11 protein-coding genes and 1 pseudogene are annotated in these 16,525 nt (G+C 30.8%); 5 read left to right on the top strand and 7 right to left on the bottom strand.

The genetic code is table 11. The features are described 5' to 3' along the window. Nucleotides 1-70 precede the first annotated feature (70 nt). Nucleotides 71-1,171, bottom strand: a complete 1,101-nt coding sequence (locus HGI79_RS03985) for an endospore germination permease (protein WP_185649370.1) — start codon at nucleotides 1,169-1,171, stop codon at nucleotides 71-73. Between the two features lie 105 nt (nucleotides 1,172-1,276). Here HGI79_RS03985 and HGI79_RS03990 point away from each other — a divergent pair, with 105 nt between their 5' ends. Together HGI79_RS03990 and HGI79_RS03995 are read left to right on the top strand one after the other, a co-directional pair. Next, a complete protein-coding gene (locus HGI79_RS03990) occupies nucleotides 1,277-2,677 on the top strand; it encodes a spore germination protein (RefSeq protein ID WP_185649371.1) in 1,401 nt (466 codons plus the stop codon). Continuing rightward, nucleotides 2,674-3,783, top strand: a complete 1,110-nt coding sequence (locus HGI79_RS03995; RefSeq protein WP_185649372.1) for a Ger(x)C family spore germination protein — start codon at nucleotides 2,674-2,676, stop codon at nucleotides 3,781-3,783. The genes HGI79_RS03990 and HGI79_RS03995 overlap by 4 nt, the downstream gene beginning before the upstream one ends. Nucleotides 3,784-3,916: 133 nt before the next feature. Here the strand turns inward: HGI79_RS03995 and HGI79_RS04000 are convergent, their stop codons facing one another. After that, complete coding sequence (locus HGI79_RS04000) at nucleotides 3,917-4,342, bottom strand: YaaR family protein (RefSeq protein WP_185649373.1); 426 nt, start codon at nucleotides 4,340-4,342, stop codon at nucleotides 3,917-3,919. A 267-nt stretch (nucleotides 4,343-4,609) separates the two neighbouring features. On the opposite strand from HGI79_RS04000, the gene HGI79_RS04005 reads away from it, so the two are divergent. Beyond that, entirely contained in the window at nucleotides 4,610-7,225 is a 2,616-nt protein-coding gene (locus tag HGI79_RS04005) for a calcium-transporting P-type ATPase, PMR1-type (RefSeq protein ID WP_185649374.1), read from the top strand. A gap of 235 nt (nucleotides 7,226-7,460) precedes the next feature. Here the strand turns inward: HGI79_RS04005 and HGI79_RS04010 are convergent, their stop codons facing one another. The 3 genes from HGI79_RS04010 to HGI79_RS04020 all read right to left on the bottom strand — a co-directional run bounded on the left by HGI79_RS04010 (nucleotide 7,461) and on the right by HGI79_RS04020 (nucleotide 9,300). After that, nucleotides 7,461-7,718 (bottom strand): MBL fold metallo-hydrolase, encoded by a 258-nt coding sequence (locus HGI79_RS04010; protein WP_185649375.1) that lies wholly within the window; start codon nucleotides 7,716-7,718, stop codon nucleotides 7,461-7,463. Nucleotides 7,719-7,812: 94 nt separating this feature from the next. After that, nucleotides 7,813-8,682 (bottom strand): S1 RNA-binding domain-containing protein, encoded by an 870-nt coding sequence (locus tag HGI79_RS04015; RefSeq protein WP_185649376.1) that lies wholly within the window; start codon nucleotides 8,680-8,682, stop codon nucleotides 7,813-7,815. Between the two features lie 114 nt (nucleotides 8,683-8,796). Beyond that, nucleotides 8,797-9,300, bottom strand: a complete 504-nt coding sequence (locus tag HGI79_RS04020) for a gamma carbonic anhydrase family protein (protein WP_185649377.1) — start codon at nucleotides 9,298-9,300, stop codon at nucleotides 8,797-8,799. A 419-nt stretch (nucleotides 9,301-9,719) separates the two neighbouring features. Here HGI79_RS04020 and HGI79_RS04025 point away from each other — a divergent pair, with 419 nt between their 5' ends. Continuing rightward, on the top strand, nucleotides 9,720-12,767 hold the full coding sequence (locus HGI79_RS04025) for a vitamin B12-dependent ribonucleotide reductase (RefSeq protein ID WP_185649378.1): 3,048 nt from the start codon (nucleotides 9,720-9,722) through the stop codon (nucleotides 12,765-12,767). Nucleotides 12,768-13,408: 641 nt separating this feature from the next. Here the strand turns inward: HGI79_RS04025 and HGI79_RS04030 are convergent. Then, nucleotides 13,409-14,764 (bottom strand): PQQ-dependent sugar dehydrogenase, encoded by a 1,356-nt coding sequence (locus HGI79_RS04030; protein ID WP_241428138.1) that lies wholly within the window; start codon nucleotides 14,762-14,764, stop codon nucleotides 13,409-13,411. A 296-nt stretch (nucleotides 14,765-15,060) separates the two neighbouring features. On the opposite strand from HGI79_RS04030, the gene HGI79_RS04035 reads away from it, so the two are divergent. After that, nucleotides 15,061-15,561 carry a hypothetical protein gene (locus tag HGI79_RS04035; protein ID WP_185649379.1) on the top strand — a complete coding sequence of 167 codons (501 nt, stop codon included), beginning with the start codon at nucleotides 15,061-15,063 and terminating at the stop codon, nucleotides 15,559-15,561. Between the two features lie 734 nt (nucleotides 15,562-16,295). On the opposite strand, the pseudogene HGI79_RS04040 reads toward HGI79_RS04035, so the two are convergent. Continuing rightward, a pseudogene (locus HGI79_RS04040) lies at nucleotides 16,296-16,511 on the bottom strand (PTS glucose transporter subunit IIA); the annotation flags it as partial. Between the last annotated feature and the right edge of the window lie 14 nt (nucleotides 16,512-16,525).

The raw sequence follows: 16,525 nt of genomic DNA on the forward strand, positions 1-16,525 counted from the left end.
ATATTATATATTTTTATATTACTACAAAAATGTAGATTAAATATTTAGTTTCTAAGAACATTTTGTAAACTTATTGTTTAATTTTTTCTTTTTTACTTTTGCTTCTAATGTTATACATTGTAAATACTATTACTGGTATTATTATAAATCCTACTATGCTGATGTAAGCATAATAGTTTAGAAACCTAAACAACTCAATCAAGTTATTATTTAAGCTGTATGCTATTAAATAAACTACTAAACTTACACAAACTGGTAAGTAATTAGGGTTAAAAAGCTTAGTTACATTGAGTTCTTTTAATATAATCAACAATGCAAAAAATGTTGCTATATATTTTGCAAACAAAGCAGATATTACCTGATATATTACATAAAATTCTCCACTAGCTATAAATCCAAAATAGGTTATAAGCTGTGTTTGAATCAATTTAGGATATACTATCACGTTGGCTCTTTCCACAGTGAAAGTTGCAAATATTCCAACTATGGCAACAATAATCATCTGAGCTACGAATAGATTGGTCACTAGTGCCACAATTCGCATTTTCTTATTTTTTTCTATAAGATATAGAAATGGTAATGTTATGGATATAGATCCATATAACCCCAGAGATTTAACTATTCCAATAATAAAGTCCTTATCTAGACCTTTTTCAAATACAGGAAAAAGTAATCTATAATCTTTATAAGGGCGTGTTAAGATATATAAATTAATTCCATTAATTGTTGAACCAATTATACATAATATAAGTACAATCATTAATGCATTCTTACCTTTCATTACAGTATATAATCCAGGTACCACTACGAATATTAGTATATACCAAACTGGAGTTTCAATAAATAAATTGGTATGTATTACATTAGTTTCAACTGAAGCACTTACTATCAATGATAAAAATAACATGAATGCAAACAAACATAGAAAAAACTTACCTAAAAATTCTCCTAAAGCTATTCTAAAAATATCTTCTAATGTTTTATATTTATTATTTACATATATTCTTATTATATAGTCAAAATAGATAATAAATATTAAAGATGCTATTGAAACACAAATCCAGCTATCTCTTCCTGAAATATGTGTAAATATTTCAGGATAAGTTTTTAGTGAAGCTATTGACACTGAACATATTACAAAAAATAAATATTTAAAATTAAATTTATCCATGTAAAATTCTCCATTCTCTATTGTAAGTTTTTCCATATTAATATTATTTACTAAAGAATGAATGTTATCCTAAAAAAAACAAATAATAAGAACGGTGATTAAATTATGAATGAATATATAAAGTATATAAAAGAACGTCTCAAAGGCAATTCAGATTTTAAACATAGAAAGGTGTATTCTGACAAAGGTAACATACATATTATGTATATTGATAATCTTTGTGACTCAAAATTCATTAGTCAATTTATAATTATGCCTTTTATGGAAAAAGAAATTACAAAATTCCATATAGAAAATATAAAGCAAGAAATACTATATGGTGCTAATGTTGGTGATATAACTACAACTGATGATGCATTACTACATATTTTATCCGGTGATGTAGTTATCGCCTTCGATTTTATGACCTCATTAATATTTTGTGAAGCTAAAGGTTTCAATAAGCGCAGCATAACTACCCCTATAACAGAACAAATTATAAAAGGTCCTAGAGAAGGTTTTAATGAAGTAATAGTTGATAACATATCCTTAATAAGAAGAAAAATAAAAAACTCTAATCTTGAGGTAGAAATAAAAACTATAGGAAAAAAGTCTAACACCGCAGTTGCTATACTATATATTAAAGGTGTTGCTCCTGACAGTTTAGTAGGCTTTATAAGAGATAAAATTAATCAGACTGATTTAGATTTTCTGTTAGATACTAATTATATAGAAGAACAAATTAAATCCAAACGAACTTTTTTTGACACTATAGGTTATACAGAAAAGCCAGATATAGCTGCTGCTAAGATATTAGAAGGAAGAGTTTCTATACTAGTTGATGGCTCTCCCTTTGCAATAACAGCTCCGTTTTTCTTTTTGGAATGCTTCCAAATGGGAGATGATTACTATTTAAATAAATATTATACTAGCTTTACAAGAATAGTGAGAATACTAGCATTTTCAATATCAGCATTGGGCCCTGGTCTATATCTAGCACTAACCACCTATCATTTTACATTAATTCCTCTAGAGTTTGTATTTAGATTGTCCTCCTCTAGAGCTGACGTGCCCTTCCCCACATCACTAGAGATACTGCTAATGCTTTTCTTCTTTCAGCTACTAAGAGAAGCGGGGGTAAGATTGCCTCAGCCCGTAGGTCAGGCTATGAGTATAGTTGGTGCTTTGATTCTAGGTCAGTCTGCTGTAGGAGCAGGTCTTGCCTCCCAAAGTACAGTAGTGATTATAGCTCTTTCATCTATATCATCATTTTTAGTTCCTAGACTATACAGTGCTTTAACATTTTGGACAGCGATAATTTTGCTGTTAGCATCACTACTAGGACTCATTGGTTTTTTTATGGGATTATATGCAATGGCAGCTCATTTAGGAGCTTTAGATAGTTGTGGTTATCCATATATATTTCCTGTTAGTACAAAAAATACTTTTGATTATAGAGATACCGCACTTAGAGATGATCTAAAGGATGTATCAAAAAATATTTTTATTGAGGATAAAAAGAAATGAAGAAGTTATGTTTATGTTTTGTTATTTTAAGTTCAATTCTTTTTAATGGTTGTTTTAACTATATAGATATAGATAAGGTTATTTTTGCTACTGCTGTTGTAGTAGATATAGATGAACAAAACTTTCCTATTGTATATGTGGAAGCTTATAAGGCTGCCCGCGGAGGTCAAGGATCTTCTGGAAAAGGAGTGCGAGTATTATTTAAAGGTACAGGTAAAACCCTATTTGAAATCTTAAGAGATTTAAATTTATCTTCAAGTTACAGAATTAATTATACTCAAGTCAAAGGAGTTATTTTTACTCAAAAAGCAGCTGAAAAAGGTCTTGATAGATTCATAGATATATTTGATAGAGATCAAGAATTTGTACTAAGATCTCAGGTTGTAGTCTACAGAGGAGATCCTTCCGCTTTGCTGGGTGTAAAGCTAAAGGGACAAGATTACATAGGATTATTTATACATGATCTTATTTATAATATTAGTTCTTCATCAAGAGGCGTAATAACAACTTTAAATGATTTTTTAAATAAAAACTACACTAAGTACAACGCTATTGCTGTTCCTATGGTAGTAATAAAAAAAGAACAGGTAGAGAATAAAATAGAACTAGATAGCGCCGCTATAATAAAAGATTATAAAATGGTAGGACAGCTAGAACGTGCTGACGAAGAAGCTTATAATTTCCTAGTGAATAAAGTATACGGAGGGTCTATGGAAGTATCTAATCCTATTTCTATAGATGATTTTATAAGTCTTGAAATATTAAAAAACAGAACAGAAACAAGGGTATACTATGATGGTAAGACTATACATATAAAAAAAATTATAAATACCAAAACTAGCATAACTGAAGTTCAAAAAAAGCTTAAGTTAAGTAAGCAAAGCTTAGAGTCCCTTCAACGGAATGCAGAATCAAATATAGTAAAACTTTGTTCTATGCTATATGATGAGTATAAAAGCCAAGGAATAGATGCATTTAATTTAACTGAGGATTTCCATAGAAAATATCCTAAAGAAAATATTGATAATGTTATTGCTAGATCTGAACTTGAAATAGAAGCTCATGTAATTATTGAGACCTCCACAGATATATCAGATTTCAGATAAGAAATATATAAGAAAGTATGTAAAAATATCTAACATTTATTACATACTTTTCTGATTTTTAATTACTTATATGTAAGAAATTTTACAATCTTGCTTACGGTAATATATAACTGTTTATAAATTTACTTTTCAACTATTTATATATATCTACTAACAATCCCGATATATCATCGATAGTAGCAGCTACATTCAGATTGTCCTTTTGTTCACTTAGTAATACTTGTGTAAGTTCTTCTAGTTTTCCATCAATAGTGTCTACAGTTATAAAATATTGAGTCTGCCAAAAGCTTATATCTTTCTTTACACTGTACATATAGCTTAGAACAGATTCTAAATATTCTTTTATCATCTTTTTATACGCTCTTACATCAGCATAACATTTAGTTATTGCAAGTCTATTCCCTTTTTTCTTTATGTTATCAAACATTTCCTTAAGCTCTTGCTCTGATTTTTTATGCATATGTGAATTAAAACTCTGTGAAAAATCCTTTTTAACAGTTACAGACTCCTTCTTTTCAGAAGCTGCAGTAGGAGTCCTTCCAACTCTAGATATCTCCATTAGTTTACCTCCATAAGATTATATTTGTAATTTATACATTGAACTACCAGCCCTGAGACTCCAGTTTCTACAACCAGTTTAATAATATTATAACTAAAATTTTATAAAAAAAATATATGAATAATAACATATTTCTTGTAAAATATAAGAGAAGGTACTCCTAAAATTTAAAAATTTACTTTTATTTTCCTATCTATTCAAACATAAAAAGGTTTTTCTTTAATAATCCTTTTTATATATGTAAATACTATAATTGAGGTGATATTTATGTGGTATAACAAAAGCGTTGAAGAAACTCTAAATAATATAGGCTCAACTTCTGTTAATGGCCTGACTTCTGAAGAAGTATCACAAAGGCTACAAAAATTTGGACCTAATATGTTAGCTGAACAAAAAACAAAATCTATAATAAGTCGTATATTTGATCAACTAAACGATGTAATGATTTATATACTATTAGCAGCTGCTGTAATATCAGGATTTTTAGGTGAAATTAGTGATGCCGTAATTATAGCAAGCATAGTTGTTATAAATGCTGTTATAGGTGTAATACAAGAATCTAAAGCTGAAAAAGCTTTAGAAGCATTAAAAAAGCTCTCTACCCCTAAAGCTGTAGTACGTAGAGATGGTGATTTAAAGGAAATTTCATCACAGGAATTAGTGCCTGGAGATATTGTAATTATCGATACTGGCCGTTATATTCCCTGTGACCTTCGTCTCATAGAAACAGCCAATTTAAAAATTGAAGAATCAGCACTAACTGGAGAATCCCTACCAGTGGAAAAGGATGCTGATACCATTCTTAGGGGTGATGATACTCCACTAGGTGATCAAAAAAACATGTGTTTTATGTCTACACTATCCATTTATGGTAGAGGTGTAGGAGTCGTAGTTGCTACAGGCATGAATACTGAAATAGGGAAAATAGCAAAGATGTTAGAAAATAATGAAAAAGATCTAACACCTCTTCAAAAAAAACTAACTGAACTTGGAAAAATGCTTGGAATCGGAGCTCTTATCCTATGTGCTCTTATGTTTATAGTAGCTATCTTTCAGAAAAGGGATATTTTCGAAATGTTTTTAACCGCTATAAGTCTAGCTGTAGCCGCTATACCTGAAGGACTTCCTGCTATAGTAACTATAGTCTTAGCTATGGGTGTTCAAAGAATGATCAAAGAAAATGCTATTATTAGAAAACTACCTGCAGTTGAAACCCTAGGCGCTGTAAATATAATATGTTCCGACAAAACAGGTACATTAACTCAGAATAAAATGACAGTAACTAAATTTTACACTGATAACACCTTAGATTTAATATCCTCATTAGATATTAATAACTCTACACATAAATTGCTTTTAGAGGCTATGGTTTTATGTAACGATGCTACTTACTCCGAAAATTCTAAGACTGGTGACCCAACTGAAATAGCTTTACTGGAGGCAGGATCTAAATTTAACATATTTAAAAACACTATAGGCGAAACTCATAAGAGAATAAATGAATTACCTTTCGATTCAGATAGAAAACTTATGACCACAGTAAATAAGTATGATAATGGATACTGCGTTTTTACTAAAGGGGCTACAGATAACCTTATTAAACTATGTAATAAAGTATACATAAATGGTGACATAGTTCCTATAAATGATGAACTAAGAACTAATATAATAAATGCCTCAAATTCTATGTCAAATGATGCACTAAGAGTTTTAGGTGCTGCTTTTAAGTCAGTAACTACACCCCATATAGAAATTGATTCACTTGAAAAAGATTTAATCTTTTTAGGCCTTATGGGTATGATAGATCCTCCTCGTGATAGTGTTAAAGATTCTATAGCTCAATGTAAAAAATCTGGAATAAGAACTGTTATGATTACTGGAGATCACAAAATTACAGCTTTGGCTATAGCAAAAGAGTTAGGAATTGCAGAAAACGAATCTCAGGCTTTGTCCGGGGCTGAACTAGATAAGTTATCAGAAGAAGATTTTTTAAATAGAATAGAAAATATTAGAGTATTTGCTCGTGTATCTCCAGAACATAAGGTTAGAATAGTTAAGGCTCTAAAATCAAAAGGAAATATAGTTTCTATGACTGGAGACGGAGTAAACGATGCTCCTTCATTAAAAATAGCGGATATAGGAGTAGCCATGGGCATTACTGGTACAGATGTAGCTAAGGGAGCTTCTGATATGATTTTAACCGATGATAACTTTTCTACCATTGTATCAGCTATTAAGGAAGGTAGAAACATATTTAACAATATAAAAAAATCCATAGTATTCTTAGTATCTTGTAACATAGGTGAAATAGTAGCCTTATTTATTGCTATACTTTTAGGTTGGCCTACTCCACTAAGACCAATACATTTACTTTGGGTTAACCTAATCACAGATAGTTTCCCAGCATTGGCCTTGGGTTCTGATCCAGGTGATCCTGATGTTATAAAAGAAAAACCTCGAAATCCTAATGAAGGTTTATTTTCTGGGAGAACAGGGGTACTGCTAATACTAAATGGAAGTCTTATAGGTATTCTAACTCTTATTGCTTTTTATATAGGAAATAGAGTTTATTCTAACTCTCTAATTCATGCTCAAACCATGGCTTTCGTAGTTTTAAGCGTATCCCAATTATTTTATTCACTAAGTATGAGGAGCTCTCGAAAAACTATATTTGAACTAGGTATTTTTTCAAATAAATTTTTAATAATATCCATAATAATCGGAATAATACTCCAAAATATAGTAATTTCGGTTCCATTATTTTCATCCATATTTAAAGTTTACTACTTAACTTCTAGAGATTGGATTTTTGTAATACTTTTATCACTAGTTCCTTTAGTTATTAATGAGGGTATTAAAGCTTTTACTAGAAAAGGTAAGTAGGCTTATAATATGAATCCATATATAGATAAACAACCTAGGAACTTGACTTAAACCCCGGGATATATTACCATGTTTCGTCACGTTAAATATTTTTAATTAGTCTAAATCACAGATTTAAGCAGGGAGCGAAAATCTGTGATTTTGTGCGAATCACTTACTACTCTGACGAAGGGAAGAGCAGTTTTATAATAATATAAAAGAACTTTGATAAACTCGTACCTCAAACATATAAAATTCACTGAACATTAATTCGTATATTAGTGTTATCACCTTTACTTCTTACAAAACCCTCTTTAATCTTTAACATTCCTTCATAATGATCATCATGATAATGTGTGAGTATAAGCATATCAATGGTATTTATACCGTTAGAATTCAAGTAACTTATAATTTTATCAGAATAATATGCTGCACCAGTATCTATTAAATAATTTTTATTGTCTCCTCTAATTAGCATGCAGTCACTTTGACCAGTATCTAATATATCCTTCATAAAATTTTCCTTATATCTAAGACTAATTTTAATTTTGAAAAATAAAAAACTTGTATGATTTAAATAAATCCATACAAGTTTAGTGCTTAGAAACTTATTTTAACCTTGTTCCATTTTCATCCTGTTCAATAAGTCCTTTTTTCATCAATCCACCTAAAGCATTTTTAAAGTAATTTTTGCTTTGTTTAAATACTTTTTTTATATCTTCTGGAGAACTTTTATCATTAAAAGGCATAAATCCATTGTTTTCTTTTATATACTCTAATATTTGATTTTCTAACTCGGTTCTTTCATCCACTGCCTTTTTACGTGGAGTAAGACCAAGCTTTCCATCTTCATATATCTTCTTTATTCTTAAGCTTAGTTCATGTCCTTCTTTCAACTCTACAAAATATTCGTTTTTTAATATAACTCCTCTATATAAATTATCTACTGCTATCATGGCACTTCCATTAGTCTGAAATCCATATACAGTACCTGTTACTTCATCTCCCACTCTATACTTTGAACTGATTATTTCCTCTGAGTCTTCAAAGTTTATACTTTGAAGATACCTATCAATTTTTGTAGTTGCTGCAATTCTTTCTGTTTTATCTAAATATATATAAAATAAATACTTATTCCCCTCATATAATCTATACTCTTGCTCTTTTAAAGGTACCAAAACATCTCTATCTAATCCTATATCTATAAAGTTCCCAAACTTAGTACCTCCAACCACTTCAAGATAAGCTATATCCCCAACAGAAGCTAAAGGTTCTTTTAGAGTTGCTATTACTCTATCTTCTGAATCTCTATATATAAAAGCCTCTACTTCATCTCCCACAGAAAATTCCTTTCCTAAAGCACTGTTATTAGGAAGAAGCACGTCATCTGTAGTCCTACCTGTTTCAGCACCTAAATAATATCCAAAGTCGGCTTTTCTTACCACCTTTAAATTATTAAACTCACCTATATTTATCATATGTTAAATCCACTCCTTTAAATGATTTTTGAAAGTATCACGCATTTTATTATATAGTATTCCCAATATAGTTCCTACTAATATTATCTATATAAACAAATTAAATTTAAAAATTTACCTATACGCCTTTCCTTCCTCTACATAATACTTAGCTGATTTTATAATTGATTCTTTTTCTTCTTCTGTTAACTCACGTATTACCTTTGCTGGTGATCCAAGACACAAAACTCCTGAAGGTATTTTTTTATTTTGAGTAACAACGCTTCCTGCGCCTATAATAGTTTGTTCTCCTATTTCCGCACCGTTCAAAATAATAGATCCCATACCAATAAGTGATCTATCACCTATTTTACAGCCGTGCAAAATAACATTATGCCCTACAGTAACTTGTTCTCCCACAAATACGGCCATTCCACTAGTATCTACATGAACAGTACAGTTATCTTGAATGTTTGACTTTTTTCCTATATGAATCGAGTTAATGTCACCTCTAAGTACTGCCCCAAACCAAATTGTAGCATCTTCTTCTATAGTCACATTTCCTATAACATCAGCACTATCAGCTATAAAACAACTTTCATGTATATCAGGTACTTTATCTTTATACTTATGAATCACTTTAATCCTCTCCTTTTGTTCTTAAATCCATTAAAAGTTCTTCTAAAATAAATTATATATAATTGCTATACAGAGTTAAATATAAATATAATATATTTTTTTAATTAATACTAAAAATTAAGTAATTATGTGTATTTTTATATTATGTATTAAAAACTATCTATGGGCAAGATTATTAAAAATATGCTATGAATTTTGTCCGATTATGTGTCATTGTTCTCCTTGAATTTAGTTCATATGTACTCTATAATTAAATCCAGTACTACATGTAGTAGTCATTTCTTTCATGCACTACTATATATAGTAAAATATTCTTAACAGCTATAAGGTGAAACTTTTAAATTCATATATATATATTTTATCCTTAGTTTTAATAAATTTCACCCTGTAATTACGCAAAATATAAGGAGGTAACTTCATTGGAGTCTATAAAAAATTTACTACAAAGGTATTATACAAAGGCATTGGAAAAAGCAGAAACTAAAACAGTTTTTGACTTATTTAAATGGAATAAAGTAGATGTATTTTTAAAAGATCATAAAACCGGAAAAGTACTAGTGGATATGAAAGACTTAGAATTTCCAGAACACTATTCCCAAACAGCTTGTGATATTGTAGCTTCAAAATACTTTAGAAAAGCTGGAGTGCCTAACGAAATAGGTTATGAAAACAGCATGAAGGACGTAGCACATAGAATGGTAAGCTTTTGGCGTGATGCTTTAAAAGACGAAGGAATTATAAAAACTGAGGATGAAGCTTCTATTTTTTATGATGAATGTGTATATGGTTTATTAAATCAAATGTATGCGCCTAACTCTCCTCAATGGTTTAACACTGGTCTAGCCCAGGTGTATGGTATAAAAGGAAGCAAACAAGGACTTTATTATTTTGATGAGAAAGAAAATAAAGTTGTAGAAAGTCCTGATAACTATACAAGAACTCAAGCTTCTGCATGCTTCATACTTTCTATAGAAGATAAATTGCTAGGACCTCATTCCATATCAGAACAATTTGTTACAGAAACAAAGCTTTTTAAAGGTGGTTCTGGTACCGGCACTAATTTTTCATCTATAAGAGCAAAAGGTGAAAAGCTTTCGGGAGGTGGAGTTTCCTCTGGATTAATGAGTTTTCTAAAAGGATTGGATAGAAATGCAGGTGCTATAAAATCCGGTGGAACTACTAGAAGAGCTGCCAAAATGGTATGTCTTGATATTGATCATCCTGAAATTATGGATTTCATAACCTGGAAAGCACAAGAAGAAGATAAAGTAAGAGCTCTTGGGAAAATGGGCTATGATATTGATATAGATGGAGAAGCTTACGAAACAGTGTCTGGACAAAATAGTAACAATTCTCTTAGACTTTCTGATCACTTTATGAAAAAAGTTGATAACCTACATAAGAATCCAGATGAAGTTTTAGAACTTAATGGAAGAATTGATGCTAAAGTAAATAAAACTATTAAGGTTGCAGAGCTTTGGAATGCTTTTACTTCCTCTGCTTGGCAGTGTGCAGATCCTGCACCACAGTTTAACGATACCTTTAATGCATGGCATACTTGTCCTACTGGAGAAGATGGAGTTTTGAATGCACCTTATAATAGAATTAATTCTACTAATCCTTGTGGTGAATATGCCTTCTTAGATGATACTTCTTGTAATTTAGCTTCTATAAATGTATATAAATTTTATAGTGTTGACAACAATAAATTTGATTTAGATGGATATGTACACATAGTAGGCTTAACTCAATTAATATTAGAAGCTTCAATACATTGGGGACAATTTCCTACAGAGGATATAGCCCGTAAAACCTATATGTTCAGAAGTACAGGTCTTGGTGTAGCCAATATAGCTTCATTGTTTATGGTTATGGGTTATCCTTACGATTCAAAGGAAGCCAGAGCTTTAGCTGCAGCTTTAATAGGTACTCTTACAGGGCATTCCTATTATATATCTTCATTAATAGCTAAGGAAATAGGTGCTTTTAAGAAGTTTGATATAAATAAACCTTATATGATGAAAGTTATTAGAAATCATGCTAGAGTTGCTGGAGTTACTAAAAATTTATTAAATAAAACAACTGAATCAGCTATTTATGATTTTAAAGATGACTTTGAGGGATTAAATTATGAACCATTAAAAGTTAACCATAAAATCCTAGAGGAACAGGGTCTAAAAGATATAAGCAAGTATCTAAAAGATTCCTGGATTAAGGCCTTATGCTCTGGCACAAAATACGGTTATAGAAATGCACAGGTTTCTGTTATAGCACCTACAGGAACTATATCTTTTGCAATGGATTGTGGTGCTACTTCCATAGAGCCATTTTTTAGCCATATAGTGTATAAAAAGTTATCTGGTGGTGGATTCCTAACAATAATGAATCCTGTAATTACTGTAGCATTAAAGAAGCTTGGATATACTAAGGAACAAATAGATGATATATTAAACTACGTGCTTGAAAAAGAAACTGTAACAGAAAATGGAGTAACTTATGAAAAAATTCTAGATGGTAAAATTGAAGGTGCTCCTCATTTAAAAGAAGAACATCTTTCTATATTTGATACTGCCAATCGCTGTGGAAGTGGCCAGCGATATATCCTTCCTATGGGACACGTACTAATGGTAGCATCTATAACACCACTTATTTCTGGCGCTATATCCAAAACTGTAAACTTACCAAAAAGTGCTACTATTGATGACTTTAAAAATGTTATTTTATCCTCATGGAAGCTTGGAGTTAAAGGAATTACCCTATATAGAGATTCATCAAAGGCTTCACAACCATTAAACACAAGTTTAACAGATTCAACTGATAGTAAACTTGAAAACTTAACCTATAATCAACTTCTATCTAAGGTTAAGGATTTACAAAAGGGTGTAAAACAGTTTAGACGTGATAAACCTATAGGAATACGTCATGGCACTACTCATCCTGCTCAAATTGATGATGTTAAAATCTATACCACTGTTAACAGACGTGAAAATGGTGAAATATCTGAAATATATATAACTACTGATAGAGAAGGTACAATTATTACAGGACTTTTAAATTCTCTATCTAAGTCAATATCTGTAATGCTTCAATATCATGTACCGCCTCAAGATATAGCAAGAATGTTGAGAGGTCAAAAATATGAACCTTATGGTTTTGTACAAAAACATCCATATATAAAATATGTAAGTTCTATTTCGGATTTAATAAGTAAAGTTATTGATATAGAAACTGGGGATTTTTCTAGATGTCAAGTTAAGCCTGAAAACTATAATGATAACTCTTTTGCTACAAATACCGAAGCCGCAGTGGATTCTTCCCTAATGAAGGACAGCAGCATTAAAAATGAAAAAATTGATGGTGAAAGAGTCTATGGTTCTACTTGCCCTAATTGTGCCAGCACGAGGATGGTTAGAAATGGAACTTGTATGGTGTGCTTAGATTGCGGTTCTACTACTGGTTGTAGTTAACAATATCTATTAAGTTAAAAATTATAGTAGAAATACAACTTTAACCTTTACTAGTACAACTTTCAGGTTTACTGACACAACTTTGACATTTGCCGATACAACTTTGGTGTTTACTATAAAATGAATATTTATTCATTAATATTCAAATAGAAATAAGCTTTAGGTACTTAGAAACGAGTATTTAAAGCTTATTTTTCTGCTAAAATAAATCTTATTGTAGATAATAATTTTAAAATACATTTTCGGCAGTCTATGCTATGATTGAAAAATTAAACATTTATTCAGTAAAAGAGAAGAAATAACGTTATAATATTACCGTATGGTATAATATGGTACAACTTAGAGTAAAGCATTTAGTTCACAGTTGTAATTAATGCGAACTAAATATCTACATAGAAGCCGCAGAATATTACTTCTTCAAAGACGGCGAGTTATCTCACGAGAGCAAGCAACATATTATCCGTTCTATTGTAAGAGAAATACAAATATTTGAATGAAATCAAGGTGTTCGGCTTATAAATTCCTGGAAAAATAAACAAACGAGGGAGCACGATTGCTCTCTCTTGTTTGTTTTATATTTCGATTCAATAAATCCAAGAAAGGGATTTATCTGGTATTAAGTAGGATTTTATAGTTATGAATCATGGAACAATTTCAAAAACAGTACCTTGGTTAAAATCAGTCACATTCATAGAGCCATAAACCCCTAAATATAGTCTGGTTTGATTCAGATTCGTTCCCAAACTAGTATAATAAGCTGATTGAGACCCAAAATTATAATCCGTTTCAATAACACTAAAATCATTTAGTTTACAATCTGCTCTTACCCTGGTATAAGCTAAAGCCCCTCCAACGGTCGGTTGAGATCCTTCATCCCGGGCAAAATCGGTAAACACAACGCTTCCAGCTAAATCGGGAATTCCATTCCCCATATATGACTGGACTCCCGTAAGTACAGTTCCTCCAAACTTATCCGGTCGGGGATCTTTATGAAAATAACTAGTTAGAGGCTGAAGACGCTGCACTGAAGTTTTTACTGCATCATTGTAATAAGCTATTGTTTTCTCATCCAAAGTTGGATTTGCAGAGCAGCTCCTTATAATCGAAGTAGGAAAAGCACCTTCCCACCCTCGCCAGCCAAAGTTAATAAATCCTTCTTGGTCAGGTTCAGATTTCATTAAAGAAGCTTGAATAAGCTGAGTAACCGGTATTGGTTTATAATGAACGAATGAAAAAATTGACTCTACCAGATCCTGTCCGACAATTCCTACATATTTGATATACTGGTTATAAAACCTTTGAAATGAAATACCAGTTATATTGCGAACCCCTTTGGCAATTACCGTAAGCGTTTCCTGAATAGGTGCGGGAAGTTCATTAAAACGTGTGACTACGAGTGGATTATTGATAAATGTATTCTTAGCTACATCAATTTCAATTATTTTACCGGCGATTTCCATATCATCCTGGCTTAAATTAAATGGATCATAGCCTGATCCACCATCTCCGGTTGTTAAAACAAGCTTTCCTGATTCAGGTGAAAAGTTTAAGCTATTGACACCATTATGATTAAAAAATGGTCTTCTTAAATTAAGTAATGTCCGCCGTTTTTGAGGTTGACCATTCGATTGTAAAATCCATTCTTCAACTGTATCAATATGATCATATTGAATTTCTCTATTTATCCACTTTAGGTTTAAGGTTCTGGGATCACACGGGTTAGGCTTAAAAAATTCAGGAAGACCTTGTCTTGAAACTTCTGAACTAGGAAGAGCACCTGGACCTTGCGTTCCAGCTACTGAATAATGAAGATAAAACAGACTGTTATAATAAAATTGGGGATGAAACGCTAGCCCTACCAATCCCCGTTCATCATATCTACCACCAGAAAAACCTAGTTTTATGATTCGCGGGCGAATATCTAAAAAAGTTCTTATAACTCCGTTTCCAATGTAAAAGATTTCTCCTACCTGGTTTGCAATAAATAATCTTTCCATTGAGTCACCCGGAAGTATAGCTGTTTTCAAAACAGTAGGTAAATTTACCTTACTAACAATGGGCCGTAAACTAACTTTAACTTTTTTAACAACTAACTTTACGCTCCTTCATATTCTATTCTTTTATAAGAATATGACTAGAAATGTTCTATTAGTACCAATTATTTTCTTTTATAAGAATATCTAGATCATAAAAGAATAAGAATTGATAGTATAAATGAATATTTGTAACAGACAATAGTTTGAAGTCATATAATAATACTACATTATGTAGACTAAATTATTGGAGGAATGCTATGATAAATACAAAGACTATGGCAATTGGAGCATTATTTGCAGTGATAGCAGCTTTATTTCAATTAATACCTGCTCTATTTTCTGAAGTATTTGTATTTCTAACTGTATTTAGTGCGGTACCTATTTATATTGTTTCAAGGATAAATCCCAAAGCAGGTGTTTTATCATATTTTGTATCCAGTATGCTTATTATGTTTTTAAGTGTACATGAAGGACTATTTTTTTTATTAACTAATGGAATTGTTGGTGTTTCACTAGGTGTATGCAGCTATTATACAAAAATGAAGTCTATTACTTGGTTTTTAAGTTCTATCATGCTAACAATTACCTTAAGCATAATGAACTATGGTATAGGTATACCTGTTTTTGGCAGCAACATTCCAGGTGCAATAATAACTCAGATAGCAATAATATTTTTATTTTCAATGGTTTATAATATTTTCTATTATTATTTTTCAAGTTTCATTTTTAATTTTCTTAAAAGAACAAAGTTCTATTAAGTAGTACTAAAAACAAGCATATAGTTGTGTGAAAAATTCAGCTTAGCAATAGAAAATAGGATGCGCTGATGTTCATCCTATTTTCTATTAATATAAATTTGAAAAGTAACTCCAAATCTAGCAGTCACCAAACCATATTCAGGAGTGAATATGAAAGATAGTTATAGAGGTTGGTCATAACATTCAATATCTCTAACTTGTTCTGACAGAGCAAGTAGGTCATTCGTTAAGAAATAGCCTCCTATATATTTTTCACTAAAGTGATTTAGATAAAATGATAAAATAATATTATTCGGAAGTTTTATTTGAATCCACTTTTCGAGACAATCTTTACTTTGAGGAATAGTTTCAATTGGTGTACCTTGACAAAGTAAAGTAATATCTTTTCTACTGATAAACCCTGATGTTATATCAGGACCTAAATAGTCAATACGTGCAACAAAGGATAACCCATCTGCAAAATTTATCTTTACCCAGTTTTTATTTTGGAATAAACATTGTATTTAATAAAAAAACACCTGTAGTTTCAGTACAGGTGAAATTGTATTTTTAAAATTTATTAGGTTACCAAGTTCCAACGTTTATAAAAACTTTCAGTAAAGGTCATAATTGTATTTCTACTATTATTACTGAACTTTATCAACGCCAGTAGTTCAATAAGAAAAAATTTTATCTAGTGTGGATATGAAGTAAAAAATCAGATGGAGTTTTAACCCCACCTGATTTTTTGCTGCCCCATTATCTAATGTCATAGTAAAAGCATGCCTTGTATTAAATATTAAACCTATTTCACCATCAACAGGAGCAACTATAACATCATCTTCTGACATTATTGCCACTCCTTCTCCAGCCATTTTTTGAGCAAAAACAGGATCTGGAACCTTTGATAATGATATTGTTTTACCATTAACCGGAGAAACAAATTTTAATATATTATTTGTTAATATAATTTACATATTACTTA

Source organism: Clostridium sp. DJ247, from assembly GCF_014231265.1.